General features: G+C 50.7%; 24 protein-coding genes. 14 read left to right on the forward strand and 10 right to left on the reverse strand.

All coding sequences use genetic code 11. From position 1 onward, the window contains the following. Nucleotides 1–181: 181 nt before the first annotated feature. Genes JL719_RS09685 through JL719_RS09695 form a run of 3 tightly spaced genes read right to left on the reverse strand, consistent with a single transcriptional unit; the run spans nucleotide 182 to nucleotide 4,897 of the window. Complete coding sequence (locus JL719_RS09685; protein WP_033156618.1) at nucleotides 182–820, reverse strand: MBL fold metallo-hydrolase; 639 nt, start codon at nucleotides 818–820, stop codon at nucleotides 182–184. A 59-nt stretch (nucleotides 821–879) separates the two neighbouring features. Beyond that, nucleotides 880–2,064, reverse strand: coding sequence for a 2-oxoglutarate dehydrogenase complex dihydrolipoyllysine-residue succinyltransferase (odhB, locus tag JL719_RS09690; RefSeq protein ID WP_033156617.1), 1,185 nt, complete (start codon nucleotides 2,062–2,064; stop codon nucleotides 880–882). Then, nucleotides 2,054–4,897, reverse strand: coding sequence for a 2-oxoglutarate dehydrogenase E1 component (locus tag JL719_RS09695; RefSeq protein ID WP_033156616.1), 2,844 nt, complete (start codon nucleotides 4,895–4,897; stop codon nucleotides 2,054–2,056). The genes odhB and JL719_RS09695 overlap by 11 nt, the downstream gene beginning before the upstream one ends. Before the next feature lie 139 nt (nucleotides 4,898–5,036). Here JL719_RS09695 and JL719_RS09700 point away from each other — a divergent pair, with 139 nt between their 5' ends. Together JL719_RS09700 and JL719_RS09705 are read left to right on the forward strand one after the other, a co-directional pair. Continuing rightward, nucleotides 5,037–5,732: a DUF2914 domain-containing protein gene (locus tag JL719_RS09700; RefSeq protein ID WP_033156615.1), complete on the forward strand. Its 696-nt coding sequence runs from the start codon at nucleotides 5,037–5,039 to the stop codon at nucleotides 5,730–5,732. A 62-nt stretch (nucleotides 5,733–5,794) separates the two neighbouring features. Next, nucleotides 5,795–6,112 carry an H-NS histone family protein gene (locus tag JL719_RS09705; RefSeq protein WP_033156614.1) on the forward strand — a complete coding sequence of 106 codons (318 nt, stop codon included), beginning with the start codon at nucleotides 5,795–5,797 and terminating at the stop codon, nucleotides 6,110–6,112. 9 nt (nucleotides 6,113–6,121) lie between these two features. Here the strand turns inward: JL719_RS09705 and JL719_RS09710 are convergent, their stop codons facing one another. The 4 genes from JL719_RS09710 to nadB all read right to left on the reverse strand — a co-directional run bounded on the left by JL719_RS09710 (nucleotide 6,122) and on the right by nadB (nucleotide 11,562). Beyond that, on the reverse strand, nucleotides 6,122–6,898 hold the full coding sequence (locus JL719_RS09710; protein WP_033156613.1) for an alpha/beta fold hydrolase: 777 nt from the start codon (nucleotides 6,896–6,898) through the stop codon (nucleotides 6,122–6,124). Further along, nucleotides 6,891–7,907, reverse strand: a complete 1,017-nt coding sequence (locus JL719_RS09715) for a M14 family zinc carboxypeptidase (protein WP_033156612.1) — start codon at nucleotides 7,905–7,907, stop codon at nucleotides 6,891–6,893. The genes JL719_RS09710 and JL719_RS09715 overlap by 8 nt, the downstream gene beginning before the upstream one ends. A 14-nt stretch (nucleotides 7,908–7,921) precedes the next feature. Then, nucleotides 7,922–9,643: a bifunctional ornithine lipid synthase OlsF gene (gene olsF / locus JL719_RS09720; protein WP_033156611.1), complete on the reverse strand. Its 1,722-nt coding sequence runs from the start codon at nucleotides 9,641–9,643 to the stop codon at nucleotides 7,922–7,924. Between the two features lie 263 nt (nucleotides 9,644–9,906). Next, nucleotides 9,907–11,562 (reverse strand): L-aspartate oxidase, encoded by a 1,656-nt coding sequence (gene nadB / locus JL719_RS09725; protein WP_051669961.1) that lies wholly within the window; start codon nucleotides 11,560–11,562, stop codon nucleotides 9,907–9,909. A gap of 127 nt (nucleotides 11,563–11,689) precedes the next feature. On the opposite strand from nadB, the gene rpoE reads away from it, so the two are divergent. The 11 genes from rpoE to JL719_RS09780 all read left to right on the forward strand — a co-directional run bounded on the left by rpoE (nucleotide 11,690) and on the right by JL719_RS09780 (nucleotide 22,691). Next, nucleotides 11,690–12,280 carry an RNA polymerase sigma factor RpoE gene (rpoE, locus tag JL719_RS09730; protein WP_033156610.1) on the forward strand — a complete coding sequence of 197 codons (591 nt, stop codon included), beginning with the start codon at nucleotides 11,690–11,692 and terminating at the stop codon, nucleotides 12,278–12,280. 10 nt (nucleotides 12,281–12,290) lie between these two features. After that, nucleotides 12,291–12,797: a sigma-E factor negative regulatory protein gene (locus JL719_RS09735; protein ID WP_033156609.1), complete on the forward strand. Its 507-nt coding sequence runs from the start codon at nucleotides 12,291–12,293 to the stop codon at nucleotides 12,795–12,797. A gap of 4 nt (nucleotides 12,798–12,801) precedes the next feature. Continuing rightward, nucleotides 12,802–13,746, forward strand: coding sequence for a MucB/RseB family sigma factor regulatory protein (locus JL719_RS09740; RefSeq protein WP_033156608.1), 945 nt, complete (start codon nucleotides 12,802–12,804; stop codon nucleotides 13,744–13,746). 43 nt (nucleotides 13,747–13,789) lie between these two features. After that, nucleotides 13,790–15,196, forward strand: coding sequence for a DegQ family serine endoprotease (locus JL719_RS09745; RefSeq protein ID WP_033156607.1), 1,407 nt, complete (start codon nucleotides 13,790–13,792; stop codon nucleotides 15,194–15,196). Nucleotides 15,197–15,209: 13 nt separating this feature from the next. Then, nucleotides 15,210–15,347 (forward strand): hypothetical protein, encoded by a 138-nt coding sequence (locus tag JL719_RS09750; protein ID WP_165385947.1) that lies wholly within the window; start codon nucleotides 15,210–15,212, stop codon nucleotides 15,345–15,347. 315 nt (nucleotides 15,348–15,662) lie between these two features. Next, complete coding sequence (locus JL719_RS09755) at nucleotides 15,663–16,919, forward strand: hypothetical protein (RefSeq protein WP_033156606.1); 1,257 nt, start codon at nucleotides 15,663–15,665, stop codon at nucleotides 16,917–16,919. Further along, nucleotides 16,912–17,976 carry a hypothetical protein gene (locus JL719_RS09760; protein ID WP_033156605.1) on the forward strand — a complete coding sequence of 355 codons (1,065 nt, stop codon included), beginning with the start codon at nucleotides 16,912–16,914 and terminating at the stop codon, nucleotides 17,974–17,976. The genes JL719_RS09755 and JL719_RS09760 overlap by 8 nt, the downstream gene beginning before the upstream one ends. Then, entirely contained in the window at nucleotides 17,963–18,697 is a 735-nt protein-coding gene (locus JL719_RS09765) for a hypothetical protein (RefSeq protein ID WP_033156604.1), read from the forward strand. Before JL719_RS09760 ends, JL719_RS09765 begins: the two co-directional genes overlap by 14 nt. A 185-nt stretch (nucleotides 18,698–18,882) precedes the next feature. Beyond that, the gene (locus tag JL719_RS09770) at nucleotides 18,883–19,410 is read left to right on the forward strand and encodes a hypothetical protein (protein WP_225893085.1); all 528 of its coding nucleotides are present in this window, start codon (nucleotides 18,883–18,885) and stop codon (nucleotides 19,408–19,410) included. Between the two features lie 360 nt (nucleotides 19,411–19,770). Beyond that, nucleotides 19,771–21,042, forward strand: coding sequence for a cyclic di-GMP phosphodiesterase (locus JL719_RS09775; protein WP_033156601.1), 1,272 nt, complete (start codon nucleotides 19,771–19,773; stop codon nucleotides 21,040–21,042). Beyond that, nucleotides 21,039–22,691, forward strand: coding sequence for a PAS domain-containing sensor histidine kinase (locus JL719_RS09780; RefSeq protein WP_033156600.1), 1,653 nt, complete (start codon nucleotides 21,039–21,041; stop codon nucleotides 22,689–22,691). The genes JL719_RS09775 and JL719_RS09780 overlap by 4 nt, the downstream gene beginning before the upstream one ends. A 223-nt stretch (nucleotides 22,692–22,914) precedes the next feature. Here JL719_RS09780 and JL719_RS09785 read toward each other — a convergent pair whose 3' ends face one another. After that, entirely contained in the window at nucleotides 22,915–23,337 is a 423-nt protein-coding gene (locus JL719_RS09785) for a hypothetical protein (protein ID WP_033156599.1), read from the reverse strand. 9 nt (nucleotides 23,338–23,346) lie between these two features. After that, on the reverse strand, nucleotides 23,347–23,652 hold the full coding sequence (locus tag JL719_RS09790; protein WP_033156744.1) for a hypothetical protein: 306 nt from the start codon (nucleotides 23,650–23,652) through the stop codon (nucleotides 23,347–23,349). A 176-nt stretch (nucleotides 23,653–23,828) separates the two neighbouring features. Between JL719_RS09790 and JL719_RS09795 the strand changes: the two genes are divergently transcribed. Next, entirely contained in the window at nucleotides 23,829–24,452 is a 624-nt protein-coding gene (locus tag JL719_RS09795) for a hypothetical protein (RefSeq protein WP_033156598.1), read from the forward strand. 81 nt (nucleotides 24,453–24,533) lie between these two features. Here JL719_RS09795 and pntB read toward each other — a convergent pair whose 3' ends face one another. After that, the gene (gene pntB, locus JL719_RS09800; RefSeq protein ID WP_033156597.1) at nucleotides 24,534–25,922 is read right to left on the reverse strand and encodes a Re/Si-specific NAD(P)(+) transhydrogenase subunit beta; all 1,389 of its coding nucleotides are present in this window, start codon (nucleotides 25,920–25,922) and stop codon (nucleotides 24,534–24,536) included. Between the last annotated feature and the right edge of the window lie 6 nt (nucleotides 25,923–25,928).

Here is a 25,928-nt window from a genome sequence, read left to right on the forward strand (position 1 = left end):
GCATTGCAATGTTTAGGATGGGTAGAGCGAAGCGAAACCCATCAAGTGTCCTCAAACTGATGCGATGGGTTTCGGCTATCGCCCCTACCCATCCACCATTGTCAATAAAATCCGCTGGCAGCTATTTATCCAGAATGCTAGTTCCTCCGTTTTAACCTGTCCTTGGGCTGGTTTTTTTCGGTTAGCGGTAGGCTCCAACAAAGGGATTGCTGCGCATTTCCGCGCCAAAAGTAGACATAGGGCCGTGACCGGGGATGAATTTCACGTCCTCTCCTAAGGGCCAGAGTTTTAATTCAATCGAGTTGATTAAAGTTTGATGGTCGCCTTTTGGAAAGTCGGTGCGACCGATCGAGCCCTTGAATAGTACATCGCCGACCAGCGCCAGGCGCTCGTCCTCGCTGAAATACACCACATGGCCAGGTGTGTGTCCGGGGCAATGAATTACCAGTAACACTTCATTACCCACCTTAACCGTATCGCCGTCGTTCAGCCAACGCTGTGGGGTAAAACTCACCGATTCAGGAAAACCGAACATCCGGCATTGCTGCGCCAAGGCCTCGATCCAGAAGTTATCTTCAATTTGCGGGCCGATGATCGGCAACGAGAGTTTTTCCGCCAACTCCGCCACGCCGCCAACATGGTCGAGATGGCCGTGGGTGACCAGAATCGATTCCAGCTCCACGCCTCGCTTTTTGACTTCCTTCAGCAATACATCAAGGTCGCCGCCAGGGTCGACCAGAGCGGCTTTATTGGTTTGTTCGCAGACCAGTAAGGTGCAGTTTTGTTGATAGGCGGTGACCGGAATAATGGTGTAGCGCATGAAATTGATGTTGGCTGGAGGTTGGACTCCCGCTCGCGCGGGAGTGATAGATCAGTATCTTAGATATTTAGTAATAAATGTGCCGGCGCTTCCAGACACTCTTTGATGATACCCAAAAATTGCACCGCTTCCTTGCCGTCTATCAAGCGATGGTCGTAGGACAAGGCTAAGTACATGATAGGCCGAATCACGATTTCTCCGTTTTCCACCACCGGCCGGTCCTTGATGGCGTGCATACCCAAAATTGCACATTGCGGCGGATTCAGAATGGGCGTGGACAACATGGAGCCGAAGATGCCGCCGTTGGTGATGGTAAAGGTGCCGCCGCTGAGGTCTTCGACGCTGATCGAGCCGTTGCGGGCTTTATTGCCGAAATCGTGTATGCCTTTTTCGATGCCGGCGAAATCCAGTTGGTCAGCATCGCGCAAAATCGGCACGATTAGGCCGCGCGGTGTAGTCACGGCGATGCCGATGTCGTAGTAGCCGTGGTAAATGATGTCGCTGCCGTCAATGGAAGCGTTAATGGCCGGGAAGCGTTTTAAGCCTTCAATCGATGCCTTGACGAAGAACGACATGAAGCCCAGCTTGATGCTGTGTTTGGTTTCGAAACGATCTTTGTAGTGATTGCGCAGATCGATGACGGCACTGAGATTGACTTCGTTGAAGGTGGTCAGCATCGCCGCGTTTTGCTGGGCTTGCAGCAAGCGTTCGGCCACTTTGGCACGTAAGCGGGTCATCGGCACCCGCTGCTCCGGTCTCAAGCTGGCGACAGCTGTGGCGGACAACGGCGAGTGGGTTTCCGCTGCCGGCGCGGGAGTAGGAGCAGGTGGCGCGTCTTTCGCTTGCGTGTTTAAGAAATCCAAGACGTCGGTTTTCAGAATCCTGCCATGTTTGCCGGAGCCGGCGATGGCTTGCGGATCAAGATCCTTTTCGGCAACCAGTTTGCGAACGGAAGGGCTAAGCACGGCTTCTTCGGTTTTTTCGGTTACCTGGGCCGGTTTGGCTTGCTGGGCGTCGAGTTTGGCGAGTAGTTGGCCGCCGACCACGGTTTCGCCGTCTTGTACCACCAGTTCCAGCAGAGTTCCGGATTTGGGGGCCGGTACTTCCAGGATGACTTTGTCGGTTTCGAGATCAGCCAGATTGTCGCCTTCGTTTACCCATTCGCCCGCCTGTTTGTGCCATGCGACTAAGGTGGCATCGGATACGGATTCGGGAAGGCTGGGGACCAGTATTTCAAAGCTCATGTGTATTTCCTTCGTTGCTGCCATAGAGCGCGGCGTTTACCACGGCGCGTTGTTCATTGAGATGGGTTTTGTAATTGCCGACCGCCGGAGAAGCCGACGCGACCCGGCCGGCATAACTGATCGGGATATTCTTGTCTAGCAAATCGAAAAAATGGTGCTTGCTTTGGTACCAGGCGCCTTGGTTTTTAGGCTCTTCCTGACACCAGACAATATGTTCGACATTGGGATATTTGTCGATTTCGCGTTTGAATTGTTCGTTCGGAAACGGGTAGAGCTGCTCGATACGAATAATCGCGACATGGCGCAGTTGCTCCTGATCCAGGCGGCGGGCCTCCAACAAATCGAAATAGACTTTGCCGGCGCATAAGACTATGCGCGTGACGTGGTAGGGATCGATATCGTCTTGTTCGCCTATCACGTTCAAAAATTCGCCGTCGGTTAAATCGCTGAGTGTCGATACCGCCAGCTTGTGTCGTAGCAAGCTTTTCGGGCTCATGACGATCAGCGGCTTACGATATTGGCGCAACATTTGCCGGCGCAGCAAATGAAAAATTTGCGCCGGGGTGGTGGGTACGCAGACTTGGATATTGTGGTCGGCACACAACTGTAAATAGCGCTCCAGGCGAGCCGAGGAATGTTCGGGGCCTTGGCCTTCAAAACCGTGCGGCAGCAGCATCACCAAGCCGCTGAGTTTGCCCCATTTGGTTTCACCGGAGGAAATGAATTGGTCGATGACCACTTGCGCGCCGTTGGCGAAATCACCGAATTGCGCTTCCCAGATCACCAATTTATTCGGTTCGGTGGAACTGTAGCCGTATTCGAAACCCAAGACGCCGGCTTCCGAGAGCAGGGAGTTAAAGATTTGGGCGCGGCCCTGGTTTTCGCTCAAATGTTTCAGCGGGATGTAGTTTTCACCGTTGGCCTGATTCAGCAAAATAGCATGGCGATGCGAGAAAGTACCGCGGCCGATGTCCTGGCCGGTCAAGCGCATATTGTATTTTTCCAGTAGCAGCGTTGCATAAGCCAGGTTTTCCGCAAAGCCCCAATCCATAGGGATTTCGCCGGCCGCCATTTTATTACGGTCTTCCATTACCTTGGCGACTCTAGGATGTAATTCAAAACCTTCCGGTAAGCTTTGCAGGCGTTGGTTGCAGAACTGGAGATGATCGAGAGTTATCGAGGTGTCGGCGGGCGTGTCCCAATGTTTGTTTTGATACGGCACCCAGCGCGCCGAGTATGAATAAACGTTGTTTTCGATTATTGGCCGCGATACCGGTTGGCCTTCGTTGAGCAGTTGTTGGTAATCCTGCTCCATTTTTTGCACCATGTCTTCCGTGACCACGCCTTCCGCGATTAATTTCTGCGCGTAGATTTGCGGTGGGGTCTGGTGATCGCGGATGGATTTGTACATCATCGGCTGGGTAGCGGCCGGTTCGTCCGCTTCGTTGTGGCCGTGGCGGCGATAGCAAATCAAGTCGATCACCACATCTTTATGAAAGGTGTTCCGGTAATCCAGCGCCAGTTGCGTAACGAAAATCACCGCTTCCGGGTCGTCACCGTTGACGTGAAATACCGGTGCTTGAATCATGTTGGCAACGTCGGTGCAATACAGCGTGGAACGCGCGTCGAACGGGTTGCTGGTGGTAAAACCAATTTGATTGTTGATGACGATATGCACGGTGCCGCCGGTGGAGAAAGCGCGCGTTTCCGACATATTCAAGGTTTCCATCACAATACCCTGGCCGGCAAACGCGGCGTCGCCGTGAATTAATATCGGCAAAATTGCGTCAAAACCATCCGGGCCATGGCGATCTTGGCGGGCTTTTACTGAACCTTCCACCACCGGATTGATGATTTCCAAATGCGAGGGGTTGAAGGCCAGCGTCAAATGAATCGGGCCACCCGGTGTGGCGATATTGGACGAAAAGCCTTGGTGGTATTTGACGTCGCCGGTCAATACGCCGGGCGAGGACGTGTGAGTGCCCTCGAATTCGCCGAACAATACCGCCGGGCTTTTGCCCAATATATTAATGAGTACGTTCAAACGACCACGATGGGCCATGCCGATGACGATTTCCTTGCCTTTGTGTTCGCCGGCGCGCTGGATTAATTCGTCCAGTATCGGAATCAAAGACTCGCCACCTTCCAGCGAAAAGCGTTTTTGGCCGACATATTTGCGGTGCAGGAAGCGCTCCAGGCCTTCGGCCGCAATCAACAACTTTAAAAGCCATTGGCGCTTTTCCGGATGGCTACTGAAATCCGGTTTTGCGCCTTCCAGTTTATCCTTGATCCAACGCTTCTTCTCGTCATCGACGATGTGCATGTATTCGCTGCCGATGCTGCCGCAGTAAATTTCGTTAAGCGTTTGAATAATCGCTTTTAGAGGCAAGCGATCAACGCCGCACAGGCCGCCGGTATCGAACAGGGTGCTCATGTCCGCATCCGTCAGACCATAATATATAGGTTCCAAGTCTGCGGGGATGCTTTGCGATTGGCCAAGCGGGTTGTTAGAGGCTATCTGATGGCCTTTGACCCGGTAATGATTGATCAAACGGGCTACCGCCGATTGCTTCTTGACGCTTTGCTCGGTAAAACCCTGCATTCTGGCCAGTCTGCCTGGTTCTGCAATCGCCAATTTTTCGAAGCGTTCCACAATCACGCTGTGCGGCGTGTCTTCGGTGGCGCCACTGCGAATGTGGTCGAAGCGCTGTCGCCAGCTTGGGCTGATGGATTCCGGATTGCTCAAGTACTGTTCGTACAAGTACTCGATGAAATGGGCGTTGCCTCCGTACAATGAGGAGGACTCTTCAAATTGTTTAAGCAGGCTACTCATGCAAACATCCAGGTTTTCGGCAAGTTCAGCCGATTATGTTAGAACTAAAATGTTATATTACCAAGGACAATGTGTTGTAACGGGCTAGTGCATCAAGTGATTCCAGTTTCATTTGGTTGATTCAATATCGGGAAAAAACATGGCTGATAATAAAGTAGTTATCAAAATTAATTATGATAGGAAACACCCAAGCATAAACGCGGAGCCGCAAACGGTAACGGTTTGGCATATTCGCAGGATACTGGTTGCGGTTCTGGTGTTAGTTTTGATGCTAATAGTATTATTTTCATGGTTTGGTGGCGGCGATGAAGATACCGATACTCAGATCGATACCACGGAAAAAGTTCAAAAATTAAATACACCGGATGTTGAAATGGTTGAACGGCAGGAGCCTGCGCTATTGGAAAAGCCAGTGCCGCCGATAGTACAGCAGGCATCAGCTAACTCAGAAAGTGTTAAAAAAATAGACAGTGTTAAAAAGCCGGCGGCGATTATATTGGACCGCAAGGTTATCAGAGCCTCTTTAAATACCGAACCCAAGGATGATGAGCCCGGCGAACCGATTAAGTCGCCGCTGAGAGTTATTCCTAACCAATCCCGGGAAGTTTTTTATTTTAGTGAGATAAAAAACATGAAGGGTAGATCTTTGTTTCATCGATGGTCGCGTAACGGTCAAATCGTGCATCAAAAACAATTGGATATGAAAGATAAAATAACCAAGGTATGGTCTAGTAAAATCTTGTCTGCCAAAGATAAAGGCGAATGGCAAGTACAGTTGACGGATAAGAAAGGTAAGGTATATTCCGAGGTCAATTTTTCAGTTAACCCTGAATAATAGTTTTATTTATAAACGCCGGGTGATAGAATTGCTTGCGTTTTTTGATTAACGAGGAAAATATGACTGACTTTAATAAACTATCCGAAGCCGAATTACAGGCTGTTATTGATAATGCCGAAAAAGCATTAAAAGAAAGACAATCCAGTAAACGTAAGGAAGTTATTGCGCAAATTAAGGAATTAGCGGCTTCTATCGGTGTAACGGTCGATATTCAAGACGGCGAAAAAAAATCCGAAAGAAAAACCGGCAAAGTTGCGGCTAGATACCGTAGTCCTAACGATGCGTCCTTAACTTGGTCTGGCCGTGGATTGGCGCCGAAATGGATGCAGGAACTACTGGCCTCAGGTCGCAATAAAGCCGAGTTCGAAATTAAATAATCTTCGGATTCAAACCGTAGTCTGGTTTATCCAGTCTTTTAAACGGTTTGCTACCCAGGCTCCATCGTCCAAACATAGATCATGGCCCGCCCACGGGTGCTTGAAGATGTCGATTTGCCATTTATTATGAACGGCGTCGGAACAAGCCGGTGCGACTAAACGGTCGCCCCGGCCGTTCAATATCAGCAAGGGTGTCTCGGGTTTTTTCTGACTAGGCCGATAGCGTGCCGCTGCTTTTAGCTGTCTGATTCCATTAGCAAGGCTGATAGGCCGAACTTGCTGTATGGCGGTCCAGGCCTTGGCCGTTTCCGCGTAGAGATTTGGCCGGTTACTAACCAGCCGAAGGATTGCCAGTTCTCTGTGATACAAATCCCTTTCCAGTAATAACTGAAAAAACTGCGGATAACTCTGCCAACGCATGCGCCGATAAAACGGGCTTAAGCCTGCAAAGCTGGTGTTGACCAGGGCGGCAGCGGCGATGTCGTGCGGATAGCGCTGTAACCACTCCCAGGCTACCATGCCGCCGAGCGATAGTGCGAGTAACGTTACCGGCTTTGCCAGCAAGCCATAGTCTAAAGCCTGGCCGCGGACTTGTGCCGTTATCGCTTCGATGCTGCCCGGGCTAGGTTCTTGGTAATACCGGCCGGTGCCCGGCAAATCGATAGTACTGACGGTTGATCGCGGAAAAGCCTGTTGCAACATATCCGGAAAATTTCCCCAATGTGCAGCCTCTCGGCACAGACCACGCAGTAATAACCAATGTTGTCCGGCTGCTGCTTCAGGCATACCAGAAATCCATCGCTTGTTGCCGATTATGTTCTTGCTGTTGGCTGGTCAATGTCGCCCATTTTTGCGGATAGAGCAGGCTGCGATACAGGAAATCGAATAAGGTCAGATGCCGACGCATGATGCGCTGTTGGCGATGCGGCAACAAGGGGTGAAACAAGCCGTGACGTTGAAACAAATGCGTCGGGCTTTTACGCAGCCACAGCCAAGAGCCCATCTCCAGCGTCAACGGCAGAAACACGCGCTGTCTACCGTGCCGGTCGATAAAGTCGTCATATAGATAATCCCATAAATCGCCGCTGATGACGTATTCCTGGCTCATAGGCTCTATTTTATAAAAATGATGCGGGTAGCAGCGATCAAACAGTTGTTTTAAGCCGTACGCTTCGGCGATGCCTGGAAACGGCGTCTGGCAGGACGCATAGGGAAACCATAATCTATCGTGGATGCCAAACCCAGAATGCAGATCGATAGCAATCGATAACGGGGCATTGAACAGATGTTTATGCACCACCCGGCATAGGGCTTGGGCTTCCTTTTCCATTTTCGATTCATCGCCGCGATACCAGGGCAGTTTGGCGCTGAAACGCTGGCCGCTGTATAGACGGGTATTGCCGCTACTTTCGATAGGCGAATTGCGCATCAAATCCACGCCATGGCCGTTGCAACGGGTTCCCCGATAGACGCCTACCGGGTTGACGATGGGCACAAATACCAATCGCGAATGCTGCAAACGAGCGTTAAATTCCTGATCCCAATCCAATAATTGCAGTATGGTTTGCAAGTAGGCCAATATGACTTCCGAGCCGATTTTCTCCAGGCCATGCACGCCGCCGAAAAAAGCCAATACCGGGACGTCCGGGCTGTTTGAACCCAGGCTGAGGCAATGGATGGGAAATTGCGTGTCTTTGTAGCTTATTTGCTCGACGATCTCGCAATGGGCGCGGTCGCCGAATTGCCGGATCAGTGCTTCGAGCTGATCCAACTCCGGGAATGAACGATTTTCCATGAATTCGCGCCAATCTACCCCGCCAGTGATTTTTCGATGTAGCGCTGTCTTTTTTTGGGTGCGATTTTATCGACCTCCACCATGATCAGGCCGTCGATACAATTGTTAAAGTCCGGGTCGATATTGAAGGCGACGAAATGGCAGCCTTTATCGACACATAATTCCACGTATTGTTTATAAAGCGTAGGGACTTTGACGCCCAGTTTTTTTAGTTCGCTATTCAATATTTTGAAACTGGTGGAGTAGTCGGCACTGAATTCGGTGGCGGCAAATGCCTTGCCTTGTTGCGAAATTACGAACGGTGTTCTGGCTTTGGTGTGCTGTAAATCGGAGGCGAATTGTTGTTGATAAAAACCGATAATCAGTTCTTTGGCGGCCTGTGGATAGGCGTTGCTGATACTAACCGGGCCGAATAGGTATTTGATGTCCGGCCGTTCGCGCAAATACGCGCCGATGCCATACCAAAGATAATCCAGGCTGTGTTGCCCCCAATAACGCGGTTGCACAAAGCTGCGGCCCAATTCAATGCTGTAGGGCAGATAAGTTTCAAATTCGCTACGCAAATCGAACAGGGTTTGCGTATAAAAGCCGTCCACGCCGTGGCTGGCCATAATAGCCGAGCCTTCGCCGACTCGATATGCGCCGACGATTTCCAGATCGTTGTCGTCCCACAGCACGATATGGCTGTAGTAAATATCGAATTTGTCCAGATCCAAAGCCAGGCCGGTGCCTTCCTCGACCGTTCTGAAGGTCAGCTCGCGCAAGCGGGCGATCTCCCGCATCACCGGGCAATCGTCTTGAAACTGGTATAAAAAGATCTTTTTGCCGTCGCGAGTTTCGCCAAGCAGACGCGATTGGTACAAGGCCTTCTTCACCGCTTTGGTGTCAGAAGGATGCACTACGGTGGCGACGGTTTCGAATAGTGCCGGTTTGTTTTTCCTGCCCAGGTTTTGCACGTGCTTGCGAAAGCGTTGACTAAGCTGTTTGTTGCTTTCCTCGCTATCGGCAATAACTTGGTAAGGTACGGGTGCGCCGACCATGAATTTAATTTCCTGGCCCTTTTTGTTGAACATCTCCTTGACTAGTAGCATCGTGCCCAGCGGTTTGTATAGCGTCGAGGCGCTATAAAACAAGGCGGAGTTTTTGGCTTTGATAAAGATCGGCAGGATTGGACATTGCGCCCTGCGGGCCAGCTTGATAAAACCGGATTGCCAGGCACCGTCGCGGATGCCTTTAGGGGTGATGCGCGAGACTTCGCCGGCCGGAAAGAAAATGATCGCTTCTTCATGCTCCAGCGCATCCAGCATCACTTTATAGACGTCTTTCAGTTTTTTCTTCTCGGATAACACATCAACCGGGAGGAAGATTGATTGCAAAGGCTCCATGTGCGACAAGACCCGGTTGGCGACGATGCGCACGTCGGGTCTTACTGATCGAATCAATTTCACCAGGGCTAAGCCATCCAATGTGCCGATCGGGTGATTGGCGACGATCAGCAAGCGACCTTCGGAGGGGATATTGTTGTAACAATCGTTGCTGACTTGATAATTAAACTTGAAATAATTCAGTAGTTTGTCGAGAAACGCGAAGCCGCGTAGATGTTGGTTTTTACGGATAACGTCGTTGAAATCGTCTTCGTGGATCAGTTTTTTTAAAGCTTGTACGACCAGCTTATTGTCTTTGCCAAATTTAAAGTCGGGATAGGTTTCTTGCAGAATGCGTTCAGCATCGATCATCGCTCAGTGTCCTGGAAAAAGGAGTATGGCGGGGGATTCTAGTGAGCGAATATGTCAGAAATATGTCAGTCGTGGGCTTATATAAAAGCTGATCAATCAATGGTTGGCTGGCGCGTAACAAATTGCGCCATCTCGGGAGAGGGTAATGTCGCTGGCGTGTATTCGAAGCTGGAATTATAGTTCGGGCTATCTGATGTATGCGGGTCGGAACAGCGCGTCCGGCCCGCGTTTCATTCTTGTTTTTTACAACCTGATAACGACAATTAGTGAGCTTTCCGGCCGGATTTTTCCGGTGTCAACACGGTGTTTTGCGGTGGCTGGCTGTTGTCCAGATCCGGATAATCCTTGGTGTAATGCAGGCCCCGGCTTTCCTTGCGCTGTTGCGCGCAGCGGATGATCAGCTCGGCGACGATAACCAGATTGCGCAGTTCCAACAAATCGCTGGTGATGCGGAATTGGCCGTAGTATTCGGCGATTTCGTCTTTCAGCAACACCAGGCGGTTCATGGCGCGTTCCAGGCGTTTATTGGTGCGAACGATGCCGACGTAATCCCACATGAAACGGCGTAATTCATCCCAATTGTGAGCGATTACCACTTCCTCATCCGAGTCCCCAACTTTGGATTCGTCCCAATCCGGCAGCGGCAGAGGTTCCGGCAATTGTGCGAAATTGCGGCGAATGTCCTGATTGGCCTGCTCGGCGAACACCAAACATTCCAACAGAGAATTGCTGGCCATGCGGTTGGCGCCGTGCAGCCCGGTGCAGGCGACTTCGCCGATGGCGTAAAGGCCGGGGATGTCGGTGCGGGCGTTGGCGTCGGTTAATACGCCGCCGCAGGTATAATGCGCCGCCGGCACCACGGGGATCGGTTGCTGACTGATGTCGATATCCAGTTCCAGACATTGCATATAAATAGTGGGGAAGTGCTTTTGGATGAACTCTCGCGATTTGTGGCTGATGTCCAGGTAGACGCATTCGATACCGTGTTTCTTAATTTCGCTATCGATGGCGCGGGCGACAATGTCGCGCGGCGCCAGTTCCATGCGCTCGTCGTAACGGCGCATGAAACGCTCGCCGTCGGGCAGGATCAAATGTGCGCCTTCGCCGCGCACCGCTTCGCTGATTAAAAAAGAACGCGCGGTCGGGTGATACAGGCAGGTGGGATGAAATTGCATGAATTCCATGTTGCTGATCCGGCAGCCGGCCCTCCAGGCCAACGCAATGCCGTCGCCGCTGGAAATGTGCGGATTGGTCGAATACAGATAAACCTTGTTGGCGCCGCCGGTCGCCAGCACCACCACTTTGGCGGCAATCGATTTGATGCTGCCGGATTTGCTGTCCAATACATAGGCGCCGCATATGCGTTGCTCGCTTGCCCCCAGCTTGGTGGCGGTGATCAGTTCGACGACGTTGTGGTATTCCAGTAGGGTGATATTCGGGTGTGCCTGGGCGCGTTCGATCAACGACAGCGAGACTGCTTTGCCGGTGGCGTCGTCGGTATGCACAATTCGGCGATGTGAATGGCCGCCTTCGCGATTTAAATGCAATTGTTTGGCGCCGTCGGCGTTACGCTCTTCGGTAAAATTCACGCCTTGTTGACGTAGCCACTCTATGCTTTGTCGACCCTGCGCGACGGTGAGTCTGACTATCTCCGGATCGCATAAGCCGGCGCCGGCGATCAAGGTGTCTTCGATATGCGATTCTATCGAATCGTATTCTTCGTCAAATACGGCAGAGATACCGCCTTGGGCGTAATAAGTGCTGCATTCGGTCAATGCAAATTTGGCGAGCACTGCCACCTTATAGGTGTCGGCAAGATGCAACGCAAGACTCAGCCCTGCACCGCCACTGCCGGCGATAAGGATGTCGTAATGGGAATCAGCGGTATGGTTGGGTTGGTTTGCTGTCAGTGTGGTCAACTTTGCGGCCGGATGAATAGTTATAGCGTTTTTGAATAATATCTGGTTTTAATCTTGCGGTAATTTTTTTTGTGTTGCCAGAACTAATGAGGTTTAATTCTGTCCACTTCAATATCAAAATAGCGCAGTGAACGAACAAGAAACGAATACCGAAGATCTGGATCAAGAGCTGGTGCGCCGTGTGCAGCAAGGCGATAAATCCGGCTTCGATCTTTTGGTGATCAAATACCAGCACAAGATCGTCCACTTGGTGAACCGGTACGTCAAGGATCCGAGCGAAGCTCAAGATGTGGCTCAGGATACCTTTATCAAGGCTTACCGGGCTTTGGGAGATTTTCGCGGTGACAGCGCCTTTTACACTTGGTTGTATCGTATAGCGATTAACACCGCCAAAAACTATTTGTTGTCGCGTTCGCGCCGTCATTTTGACTACGAAATCGATGTTCAAGATGCCGAACAAGTAGAAAACGCGCCACAACTAAAAGATATAGAAACGCCGGAAAATTTGTTGATGAACGAACAAATTGTGGCGGTCATTAAATCGGCTATCGAGAGGTTACCAGAAGAGATGCGGATTGCAATTACGCTCAGGGAGTTTGAAGGGATGAGTTACGAAGAAATTGCGGAAGCAATGGATTGCCCCATCGGGACGGTACGCTCGCGGATTTTTAGGGCTCGCGAAGCCATAGACCAAAAATTAAACCCATTGCTCGACTAAAGGTGTATCGATGCAAGAACAACTTAACGAAAAACTTTCTCAACTGATAGACGACGAACTGGATAGCCAACAGGCGCTGTCGCTATTGCAGACTTTGCAGAACGACGGCTTGCTGAAAGACAAGTTGCGCCGCTATCAAATTGCCAGTCAAGTCATGAAGACTGGCGAATATTCTCACGTTACCAGCGATTTTGTGGACAAGATTCACGAACAGATTCGGCAAGAACCTACCTACTTCTTACCCCGTAAAAAATCGGCGATAAATTGGCAAAAGGCGGCTTTCGCGATTGCCGCGTCGGTGGCACTGGCCGTCGTGTGGGTCAGCAGTAAAGTGGATAAGCAAATGCATAACCCGCTTGGCTCGGTCGAGATGGTGGCTCAGGGTAAAGACGTATCAACCGAGGAAATGCATGCTCGATTCAAGGATTATCTGGAAGCCCATGACAACGCGATGTATGTCAATAGCGTGCAAGCGGGACAACCCTACGCACGGGTGGTGGGCTATCGGCAGGAATAAGCGCGTGAGAGTTTTAAAAGCTTTTTTGCTGTGCGTTGTTTGTCAAAGCGCTTTTGCCGATAAGGATCAAGTGACGGCCCGACAATGGCTGGATAATATGAACCGGGCGATGAAAACCCTCAACTACCGGGGTACCGTGATCTTCATGAAAAACGGTCAGCTCGATACGATGAAATATCAGCATAGTGTAGAAAACGGCGTCGAACAGGAGCGTTTGGCGTCTTTGAATTCGCCGATGCGGGAAGTGACACGTAAATCCAACGAAGTGACTTGTACATTTAAGGAAACCAGTCAAAAAGTGGTGAATCATCATCCGTTGGATAGTTCGTTTATCGTCAATTTGCCGCAGAACACCGCTAACCTGGAAAAAAATTATCAATTAGTTTTGTCGGGTCAGGAATCCATCGCGATGTTGCCTACGCAAATCGTCAGTGTCGAGCCTACCGATCCGCTGCGCTACCCGAGAAAAATCTGGGTGGATACCCAGCATTTTTTGCCGCTGAAAGTCGAAGTGTACAATTTGGACGGTAGTATCCTTGAGCAAGTAGTTTTCACCGATTTAATGACCGACTCATTAGCCGAGCCCCACGCCGGCAATGTCGACGACAACAGCTTTCATGTCAAACATATCCACTCCGCTCAAGCCGAACCGTTTGAAAACGCTACATTCGTATTGAAGAATTGGCCGTCTGGGTTTGAGCCGGTATTTTTTATTCGCAATTCCATCCAGCAATCTCAGAAAGCCGTAGATCATCTATTGATTAGCGACGGTTTTTCTACAGTGTCGGTGTATCTGGAAGCCAAAGAATCGCAAGGTATGAATGGTTTGCATAGTCTGGGTTCTGTCAATTCGTTCAGTAAGGTGATTGGCGATACCCAGTTCACCGTATTGGGTGAAGTACCCGCCAAAACAGTCGAGCTAATTGCTGACGGCATAGCGCTACGTTAGCGTGTCATTTTTGTAACAAATCAAATGTATGAGTGGAGATTACATGCTTAATAAGCTGTTTTATGGAGTTTTGATATTTTTATTGGCGATTGATGCAAGCTATGCGCAATTGCCCGATTTTACCGAAATGGTTAAAACCAATGGGGATGCGGTGGTCAATATCAGCACGACCCAAAAGGCTGCAGATCCGCAAGCGGGCGTCGATCAACAGCAAATGCCTGAGGATATGCCGCCGGAAATGGAAGAGTTTTTTCGGCGGTTTTTCCAGGGCCCTGGGCGTGGAGGTAATTCACCACGAGAAACCAACTCCTTGGGCTCAGGGTTTGTGATTTCCAAAGACGGATATGTCTTGACCAACCACCATGTGGTGAACAACGCCTCCGAGATTGTCGTTAAATTGAAAGATCGCCGGGAGTTGATTGCCAAATTGATCGGCTCCGACGAAAGCACCGATGTGGCCCTATTAAAAGTAGAAGCTAAGGACCTGCCGGTAGTGGAAGTCGGCTCGCCGGAGCAATTACAAGTGGGTGAGTGGGTACTGGCCATCGGTACCCCGTTCGGTTTCGATCAATCGGTTACCGCTGGTATTGTCAGCGCCAAGGGACGGAGCCTGCCGGATGGCAATTATGTGCCTTTCATTCAAACCGACGTTGCCATCAATCCAGGCAATTCAGGTGGCCCCTTATTCAATATGCAAGGCAAGGTGGTCGGAATTAACTCGCAAATCTACAGCCGTTCCGGTGGCTATATGGGCTTATCGTTTGCCATACCTATCGATGTGGCGATGAACGTGGTCGACCAAATCAAAAGTAAAGGTAAAGTCTCGCGGGGCTGGTTGGGTGTACAAATCCAGGATGTAACCCGGCAGTTGGCGGAGTCGTTTGGTATGGACCGGCCGCACGGTGCCTTGGTTTCTAAAGTGATACCCGGCGGACCGGCCGAAAAAGCCGGCATTCAAATTGGCGACATCATTGTCGAGTTTAACGGCCAAGTCATCGAAACGTCCGGTGAATTGCCGCCTAGAGTGGGCATGACGCCCATCGATGAAAAAGCCAAGGTAAAAATCATTCGCCAAGGCGATAAGCAGGATCTTAGTGTGAAAATCGGTTTGCTGCCTGCGCAACCCTCCTCTTTGGCTAACGGGCCTGCGGCTGCCCCTGAAGTGGCCGTGAACCGTCTGGGCTTGGCCGTGGCAGATTTAACCGCCGAACAACGTCAACAATCACAGGTGGAAAAGAACGGCGTAATAGTACAAAAAGTTAACAAAGGCATAGCAATGGACGCCGGCATTCAGCCAGGGGATATTATTTTGCGCATTCAAAATAATGTGGTGCGTGATGCCGCCGAGTTTAACGCTATCGTCGCGAAATTACCGGTTGAAAAATCGATAGCACTTTTGGTACAACGTAATGGCAGCCCGGTGTTTTTAGCGTTTAAAATCGAGAAATAATAGGGGTAGCTCAATGCCTATCGCCAGCGATGTAATGCAATTGATCGGCAATACCCCGGTAGTGAAATTACATAAAGTCGTGTTGGAAAACTCCGCGACTGTGCTGGCAAAGGTGGCATCGCAAAACCCCAGCGGCTCGGTTATGGACTGAATCGGTCTGGCTATGATTCAAGTCGCGGAGAAAGCGGGGCGCTTGCTAAATAGGGCGCTTTTGTCAAGGTCCAGCAAATCGTCAGGCAGTCCTGGGCGCTATGTCCAGGGTTGCCGACATGATCAAAAACCGTAAGCTTCGGATTTTGATTTGGCGGTGGAGCTAGTCGAAACTTCGGTCATCTCGGGCGGTGCGCGCACCGCATTGATGGGCGTGGAGAAAACCGTGGTGGCCATTGTTCATGACACCGGCGAGCGCTTTTAAGTATGAGCTGACGCCGTTTTATCCCGCATTCTGCTGGAGCAAAAAATAATAATGACAAATCCCAGCATCAAAATCCGTTCTACCGGACTCGGTTATTTTATTAACCGCATTCAGACCCTGTTTGTCAGCATGTTGCGTATCTGGACGATACCCATCGTCCTAATGCTCAGCCTGTCCTCCGGCTTTACGACCTATTACGGTTTATCGCATTTCATCACGCCCTGGATTGCGTTGGTGATTACCGTCGCCATTCAATCCATCATCGTTATCTGTTCTTTGGAAATGGCCGGCATTCATTGGAAGGCCAACAGGATGCGCTACTTTACCGTGGTGGCGTCTTTGGCGGTGGCGATTGCTGCTTCAGTGACTTTTTCCTATTTCAAGTTTTACGAAATATCCGAGCAGGAAACGCTGCATATCAATAGGCTGAACGAGTTAAGACAGCAAACCAAAAATTATCTGGACAGTATTCTGCAAGTTAAAAGCCAGATGCTGCACCAACAAAAACAGGATCTGGAAAAAGCCTCGCTGGATGCCCGCCAAGCCTATTTCGGCACGCATAATGAAATCGGCCCCGGCTATAAAAATCAGGTAGGCGAGGGGCCGTTCTGGCGCCATTACAATCAGATATATCAGGAAAAAAAGCAGGCCTTACAACAGCAGGAACAAGCTTTTCAGGCCTTGGACAGCAATATCCGGCTGCTGCAAAGCAATTTGAATCAGCTGGATGTAACCAACGACAAGGAAGCCACCTATACACAATTCTTAAAAAATTATCAGGATATACAGCTTGGGGTGAACCAACTTGCCAGCAGCATGGGTATGTCTTTACCCGATGCACCCTTGCTGATGACCTATAAACAGTTTGTTGAGGAAGTTAAACCCTCGTTTGCGATGTGGCGCGGGTTTTCCTGGTTTGCATTTGCCTGCGCGGCAATGGTGGATTTTTTTACGGTGTTATTGTCTTACCGTTTGGAGTTTACCGCACCGGGACCGTTGACGATCCAGGAAGAAGAACTGGTGTTTGAATGCCTGCGACAATTCACCGAGTTTCGGATCAACGAGAACGACGAACTGGAAATGGTCATCGAAAAATCCGACTTGGAAAAAGCCCGCCGTTACTCGGATTGGTCGCGGATGTTCGTGGTCGGCTTGCTGCTCAGCCGCGGTTTCTTGCGTAAAGTCGATGATAGAACCGTGGAGTTTGCGCCGAATCTTTACCCGCTGATTGCCGAAAAAATGTCCGACAAAATCGCCGCGCTTAAACAAAAAGCCGCTGCCGCAGCCGGTAGTGTTAGCCATGAATAGCCCCGGCACCGAATTAGAAGTCTGGCTGGCTGGCGGCGATTTATTTGAAGAGTCGCTGGCCGATTCAGCGGAGCAATGGATCGCTGGTTTTGACGCCGACCGGCAAGTGGTGCAGCTAAAACTTGGGCCGTATAAAAAACTCTTTTTGCGGCCAAAGAAATTCGTCAAACGCTTTTATCATCATATCCACCCACTGACGATAGAAACCTGGCAATACCGGCGCCAGGTGAGTATGTTCGACGATTTTTGCACTGTAGACTTGGCGCTGGATTTGCGCTTTCAGGCCACATTGGCTTACGTGCTGAAAAACAGCGAAATGCTGCCCACGATTAACCAACACATCAAGCAGTTGTATGCCGACATTATCGACGATGTGGTCAATCTTGAGTTGCAAAAGCTGTCTGATGGCAACTGGATTCAAACCGGTCTAATTGACACCGAGAAACGCATTGCGCTGGCTATTAACCAAGTATTAATGCAACAGCATATTCAATCGCAAGCGCTGTGTAGTCTCACTGCCAGCTTTAACGAATTTCCGAACGTGCAGTTGGGGCGAGATAGCGTTTATCTGAACGTGTTGAAAAAGACTTTTGAATTGAATGAAGAACGCACCCGCGAACTCTCCCGGCAGCAGCGGTTGCAGGAGGAAGAGGAAATACACGAAAAACGCCTGCAACTGGAACATTTGCGCCGCATATCCGAGCTGGAATTACTGATGCAGGCTCAGGAAGCCGAAAAACAGCGGCGCTTGTTGGAAGACAAACAAGATCAGCTTACTCAGCAGTTGGAACTTGAGAAGCGTTTGTATGCCGAACAGCTACGCCACGAAAACGAATTAAAGGCCATGCGTCTGGAAGCGGAGTTGCTGGCCCAGGAAACCCAGCAGGCTAGGCAAAGGCTTGCGGAAAGTCAGCAGCTCTCGGAACAATTAGCCCACCAGGCGGAATTGCACGATAAAAAGGTACTTGCCGATATTCGCTTGCAGCAACGCACGCAAAGCTTATGGCAAGAGAATGCTTCAACGAACGAAACAGGGAGTGACCATGCACAGCAATAAATTCATAGGCGTAAGTTATCGATTGTTGGTTTTATTAATGACTGCATTATTGGCGGCTTGTAGCACTACACCGCGTCCTCTGCAATTCCGCACGGAAATCGATTCGTTAGTCGCCGTTAGCGCTCCGCAAAGCAATATGCGATTCGTGGTATTGCCGGGGAATGCCGGTGCAAACGAACAGGATTTGCAGTTTATCGAGTTTAAAACCTATATCGAAAAAGTCCTGGCTAACCGCGGTTACAGCAAGGCCAACAGTCTGCAGGACAGCAACTTGGTGATGTTCTTGAGTTACGGGGTCGGTGCGCCGGAAGTCCACCAGTATAGCTACGAAGTACCATTGTGGAACGACATGGGTTATTACTATCCGTACCGCATGTCCCGATTTTACAATGGCTATTATCCCGGTTTTGGTTGGGGTTACGGCGGCTATTCGCAACGCACCGAATCCTACACGACGTTCCGGCGCTATCTGGTGTTGGAAGCCTGCGATAAAGAAGCCTATTTGCAACAGCAGCAACGCAAACAGTTATGGAAAACCAGCGTACAAAGTAACGGTTCCAGTAACGACTTACGTCTGGTGTTCCCGTATATGGCAGCAGCAATGCAGCCCTATCTAGGCACTAACACCGGGCATATGATCACTGTGGATATAGACGAAACCAATACCTTGGTACGTAGTCTGCTGGGTCCATATCAACCCAGCACACCGCAACCGCGATAAAGAAGGGATTGGGTTGTCCGCCTGCTGCTGAGCTGCATTGTAGGCAACATATTGACAACGCTTGGTGGCGGATACAGACTGAGGGTACACCCGCCAAGCTGGGGGAGGAATTTGATCTCCAGTATCCGGTTGGCCGAGCCGTAAGTTTAGGGATGAAAGTAAACAATAATAATCAGGAGAGCAGCATGAAAACAATCGTTTTGGGACTTGTCTTGGCTTTCAACAGCCTGACTGCACACGCTGCAAAATACGGTCTGGAGCCGGGCGATGCGGTACTGACCAATTGCCACGAAATTTATACCCGGGGGGTGGTTAAAGCCAAAGTCGATGACGGCTATACCGTGCATTTTCCCAAGAACGCCGGACCTATCCAGTGTCCGCCGTTTCGTTGGCATGCAGAGTTCGTGTTGCCGTTTCAATCGGTTTCGGAGTATAGCCTGAAGTTTTTGGGCGGCTTAAAACGCGACATCTTGTTTCAAGTGGGCGAACCGGTGACTTTTCGGGTCGATACCGACAGGCGCGTCGTCAAAACCAAAGCCAGCATTGATATTGACGCACAGATTACCGACATCAGCAGCAACGGCGCGATAGCCGTGAAGTTAATCAGCACTGACCCGGAAGCGGCGGCGACATTTTGGCAATGGATAGGCGGCAATTATGTCGATTTGCGGCATAAATATTTGGAACTGGAACGGGATAAAAGATCTCGCTAAGCTAAACACCTTCAGGTAATTGCCAACGCAAGCACCGGCACTCTTAGCTAACTTCTAATGGATCATCGTCCGGATGCAGAAGGAGGGAAACACATGGCTCAATTGCTAAGGGGGTATGAGGAGAATGAGTTGCTATTCAGTTCCCAAGCTTTTGATTGGCATAGGGTCCAACTGGATTTGACCACTGGTTTGCTTATTTTCCTTATTTCCCCTACGCTTCCGGTCAAACTTCACTGAAGCGGCGTCTTCCGTATGAAGATGATCGCAAAACCGGGAGTGGTCTGGGGCGGCGTATGAGTAGAGACGGTATGAATTCGACATTTTTCCATCTGACAAAAGTTGATCGAACTGCCAATCCCTATGCAAGATGACCTCAACATCACCATGGATCAGCTGCGGGTCGGGTTGTATATCCACCTCAATCTCAAGTGGTTTGATCACCCATTCTCGTTCAGCCATTTCAAGATTAAAAACGAGGCGCAGATCAAGACCCTGCAGGGTCTTGGGCTGAAATCGATTCGTTACGATCCGGCCCTCAGCGATGTCCATCCGCTGCCTAAAAAAACACAGCAGGTAGAGCAACCACAGGTTGCCGCCAAGCCGGATATTTCGCCGGCGTTGGCAGCCAAACTGGCGCTGGTCGAGCGGATCCAGCAGCAGCGCGAGGTGGCGGCGCGGATTGAAAATGCCTTTATCGATACCGCTAAAACGATACACGGCATTGAGAAAAGCCTGTTTACCATGCCGGCGGAAACCGTGCGCAAGGCTGGGCAATTGGTGGACCAAATTGTCGACTCGCTGCTTTGCGCACCGGAACTTGCTATACATGTCATGATCGGCAAAGCGGGTGCCGAGGAAATGTATTACCACTCTTTGAACGTCACCATGCTGTCCCTGATGATGGCTCGCGACATCCAGCTTCCGCAAGAACTGGTCGGCAGCCTGGGTATAGGCGCGCTGTTTCACGATATTGGCCATAAGGAAATTCCGACAAAAATTCTGATGAAAAAGGAGCCGCTTAATGAGGCTGAGCGGCATTTGTTTGAAATGCATTGCCAGTACGGCGCGGATATTGGCCAGCGGCTGGGATTGGCGCCGGCCGTGGTGACCATCATCCGCGAACACCACGAATGGTTCGATGGGACTGGCTACCCTAATAAACTAAAGGGTGAGGCTATCGGTTTGCTTTCCCGGATTGTTGTCATTGCCAACCACTACGATGAATTATGCAATCCGGTGAATATTAACGATGCGCTGACGCCCCACGAGGCGCTGTCGACCATGTTCGCCAAGTTGCGCAACAAATTCGATCAGAAACTGCTCCAGGTCTTCATCCGTTGTCTTGGCGTTTATCCGCCCGGCACCATCGTGCAGTTTTCCAATGGCGTGATCGGCATGGTCGTCACCGTCAATACCGCCAAGCCGATGAAACCGCTGGTGCTGATTTACGACGCGGATATTCCCAGGGATGAGGCGATTCTGGTGGACACGGCGTGCGAAGCGGATGCGAATATCGCAAAGGCGATCAGGCCGGCGCAGGTCCCGCGGGAGATATACAACTATCTCAGTCCGCGCAAACGGGTCAATTACTATTTCGATCCGAATACGCCTGGGCAGGAGCGAGCCGGATGATAAGCCTCGAACATCTGATGCTTGATTACAGCCGGTATATGATGTTGTTGGTTGAACCCGGTGAGTTGCGGATCATCGTTGCCAACAAGATTGTCGAGAAAATGCTGGGCTATTCGGAAGCCGAATTGCTGGCCATGCCGATCACCAACATCGAAAGTTCATTGCAAGACGTGTTTTATTGGGAGGACGTCCGTAACGGCCAATACCAGGATATCGAGACCCAGGACGGACTTTACCAATGCGCCGACGGTTCGATGCTGACGGTGACCAAATCCGTCAAAGTCATTGATCACGCAGGAAGCCCTTTGATTCTGGTGCAGGCCAGGGATGTACAGAACGAGCACAAGGCCGAGGATGCTCTGGCCCAAATATTGTCTCAATTGCGGGCGACGTTGGAATCGACAGGCAATGGCATTCTAGTCATCGATTGGCATGGCAAGATTGCCAACATGAACCGCCAGTTCAGCAGCATGTGGGGCATTTCCGACGAGTTGCTGCTGGAGGGGGAGGAAGCGGATATTCTCGAGTTTATTGCCGGGTTGGTTGCCGAGCCGGAAATATTTCGTATGCGCCTACAGGAGCTAGTCGGCAACAGCGAAACCGAAGATATTCTGAGCCTCAATGATGGCCGGATTTTCGAATGTAGATCCCGGCCGCAGTATCTAGGCGAGCACATCATCGGCCGCGTCTTCGGCTTTAACGATATTACCGAACGCAAACGGGCCGAGGAAGCATTGCGCGATTCCCGAGACGAGCTCGAAGAACAGGTGCGAAAGCGCACTGAATCCCTGCAAATGGCCAATACGCAATTGCTGGCCGAGAAGGCGCGTCAAGAGGAACTGATCAGGCAGCTTGAAGAAACCCAGATGCAACTGCTGCAATCCGAAAAAATGGCTTCGATTGGTCAGCTCGCGGCCGGCGTGGCTCACGAAATCAATAATCCCATTGGCTTCGTCAACTCCAATTTGAGCACCTTGCAAGAGTATGTCGATGGCATGCTGGCACTGCTGGCGGCTTACGAACGGATTGAAGGGTCGTTGGTAAATGAGGCCTTGCAAAATATCACGCATCTGAAGCAGGAAATCAATATCGGCTATCTACGCGAAGATATTGGCGATCTTCTCGCGGAATCCCTCGACGGCCTGCAGCGAGTGCGGCGCATCGTTAAGGATCTGAAGGATTTCTCTCACGTCGGCGAACTGGAACAGCAATCGGCGAATCTTGAGGCCGGTCTTGACAGTACGCTTAACGTGGTGTGGAACGAGATTAAGTACAAGGCCGACGTCGTCAAGGAATACGGCGGAATCCCCGAGATTAACTGCATCGCGTCCCAGCTCAACCAAGTGTTTATGAACCTTTTGATCAACGCCGTGCAAGCCATCGAGGATCACGGCCGAATTACGATTCGTACCGCGTATGACGAGCAAAATGTTTGGGTTGAGGTGGAGGACACCGGCAAGGGCATCAAGCCCGAACAGCTTGGAAAAATCTTCGATCCGTTTTTTACCACCAAATCAGTTGGCATGGGCACAGGCCTGGGCCTGTCCTTATCCTATGGGATCGTTAAAAAGCACAATGGGCGAATAGAGGTGAAGAGCGAACTGGGGAAGGGCACGTGCTTTCGCGTATGTTTGCCGCGGACTGGCTGACAGGCGCTTCAGCATTTTGCCATTATGAGGGCGTAAATATTTTTGCCAATTCCCCCCGATAAATAGCGGTGCCCATGCTACCAGACTGATTTAAGTGATAGATCAGAAGCAAGGCTGCTTTCAGAGCAATAACAGACCTTGGTGCTAAAGGTCGTGGAAGGCAGGTCTTTATCGCTTTCGTCTCAACTAGTCCTAACTAAAGCTAGAAGAATTCGGGTCAGCGTTACGGCAAAGCCCTGATGATGCGTGAGCATATCGCACAATATTCGCCGCCTTCCCAGGCGAGGGTAACCAAGCTAACCGCCTTGCTATCGGTATCATTCGTTGGATCGGTAATGAGCGATAGTTGTGTTTGCCAGTACCAATTGACCGACTCGACCGATTTCGTGCAATCACCGAACGGCGATACGACATCACCGAACAAGGTTTCCGCTTTTGCCCGCAGCGATTTCAGCAATTCCGAGAGTTCTTCCCGCTTTAAATTACTTTTTAACACCATGCCGTCTCGGGTCATATCTTGAGCATCGGTAAAGGCATTCAGCCAAGTTTCCGCATCGGCTTTATTCGGTGCTTTAAACGATAAATAGTTGTCAGCATAGGTGGGGGCACAAAAGGCCAGCGTTGATCCCAATAGCAGTCTTTTCATAATGTCTCGTTAATAGCTTGATGATTTAGTTTGGGTTGCCGTTTGCATTTGGTTGAAAACCTCTAACAGCTGAGCAATCTCTTCTTCCGTTGACCGAGAGGCGATTTGTGGCTTGCCCCGGATTTTCGCTTCGGTCCAGTCGATAGCTTCGCCTGATCCCCAGGATAGCAGCGAGGCCAAGGTAAACACCAGCAAGCTGCGTGTCGTGCCACGGGGCAAATCTTGCTTATCCAGCAAAGTTTGGGCACGTTTGGCTACCCAGATGAATACGAGGGTGGTAATGATCAGGTTCCAGATTGATGGTAAGGTAAACAAATTCACTCCAACTTTTTAACTTGTGGCAAAACCAGCCTCTGCTCTATTTAGTCAGGGTTTAGGCTACTAGCGCTTATTACTACCGGAGGCTTGGTCGTAATGCTTTTGGGCAATATGATCGATAACGACCAAGTGATAACCTTACGCTACTCACATAACTTAAAGGTATCTGAAAAATGAAAAAACTGACTTCGGCTCTTATTCTGGCTGGCTCAATATCAGGCGCGCAAGCATCGACTTTACTTACCAGCACTTTTACTGCCGATAACGCCTTTGAAGCGTACGTCAGCTCCAGCGCAAACTCTATTAGTAGCGCTGCTATCCTAAGCGGCAACAATTGGGGCAGCACGTATTCTTCGGTAGACAGCTTAACTCTCACGTCTGTCTCCTATCTGATTTTAAAAGTCACCAATCAAGGTGGCCCGGGTGCAGCATTGGGTACTTTTACGCTGTCGAATAACGAATACTTATTCGGCAATGGCGCAAATACTATTTCAACTGGCGGTACCGGTTGGAGTATGTACGTAGATTCGCTGGCGAATCCGGCATCCCCGATTGTCGCAGAAGGTGCAAACGGAGTATCGCCCTGGGGCTACCACTCCGGTATCGATTCCAGCGCGCAATGGGTCTGGTACTATAACAGTATCAATACCAATGGCGCAGGAGCATGGGGCAGTGATAATAGTACCGTTTATTTGGTCACTTCAATTACGCCAGCCGCTGTACCAGTGCCTGGTGCGATCTGGTTTATGGGTACCGGATTACTGGGTTTCCTGGGCCTGAAACGTAAACAGGCTTAATCTTCTTTGTCCTTTGCGGCTCCCCAGTTTGAGGTGACCGCCAATTATCTAAATTGGCGGTCACCGATGGGATTACTTAGGTCACCCCTGCAAAGCCTTCAACAAGCCCTGCAATTTATCGTTAGCATCTCCGAATAGCATGCGGGTGTTGTCATGCACGAACAGGGGATTGCCGACGCCGGCGTAACCTGAAGCCATCGAACGTTTCAGGACGATAGTGGCAGCACTTTTCCAGCATTCCAGCACCGGCATGCCGGCTATCGGGCTGTTGGGGTCGTCCAAAGCAGAGGGGTTGACGATGTCGTTGGCGCCAATGACGATGGAGACATCCACATGTGGAAAGTCTTCGTTGATTTCATCCATTTCAAACACGATGTCATACGGCACTTTCGCTTCAGCCAACAAGACGTTCATATGCCCCGGCATACGGCCAGCCACTGGATGGATGGCAAACCGAACTTTTTTGCCGCGACCGGTCAGCAATTTGGTGATTTCGTTGACCGTGTGCTGTGCTTGCGCTACGGCCATGCCATAGCCGGGAATGATCACGATGTCTTTGGCATCCAGCAATAATTGGGCTGTTTCTTCCACTTCAATGGGTTGTACCTCACCGACCACTTCTGCCGCTTCACCACCCGCGCTACCGAACCCGCCGGCAATCACGCTGAGAAAGTGTCGATTCATCGCCCGGCACATGATGTAACTCAAAATCGCACCGCTGGAGCCGACCAAGGCGCCGGTGACGATCAGTAAGTCATTGCTGAGCATGAAGCCGGTAGCCGCTGCCGCCCAACCGGAATAGCTGTTCAGCATCGATACCACCACCGGCATGTCGGCGCCGCCGATGGCCATCACCATGTGTACCCCAAATACCAAAGCAATCACCGTCATAATCGCCAGCGGCAGCATACCGCCACCGCTTTCTGCCGCGCTCAGAAAGCTGCCGCCCAAAATCACGGTAACGACCAGCATGGCCAGGTTTAGCCAATGCCGTGCTGGCAACAACACCGGCTTGCCGCTGATGCGACCGCAGAGCTTGCCGAAGGCGATCACCGAACCGGAAAAGGTCACCGCACCAATAAATATACCGATGTAGGTTTCCACTTCGTGGATGGTTTTTTCGGCGCCGACCAAACTGTTGGAGTGATCCATGGCGTTGGCGTAGCCGACCAATACCGCCGCCATCCCAACCAAGCTGTGCATCAGTGCCACCAGCTCCGGCATTTGCGTCATTTCCACTTTGGCGGCGGCTTTGGTGCCGATGAAGCCACCGATCAGCAAGGCAATCGTGAGTATGACGTAGGCGGTCACACTGCCGCCGAATACCGTGGCTGCAATCGCAATCGCCATCCCGGTCATGCCGTAATAATTGCCGCGCCGCGCTGTGTCCTGCTTGCTCAAGCCGCTGAGGCTGAGAATGAATAGAATCGAGGCTGCGATGTATGCCATCGTAACTAGACCGTTTGACATGTAGCT

The organism is Methylomonas sp. LW13 (assembly GCF_016865255.1).
Taxonomy (GTDB): domain Bacteria; phylum Pseudomonadota; class Gammaproteobacteria; order Methylococcales; family Methylomonadaceae; genus Methylomonas.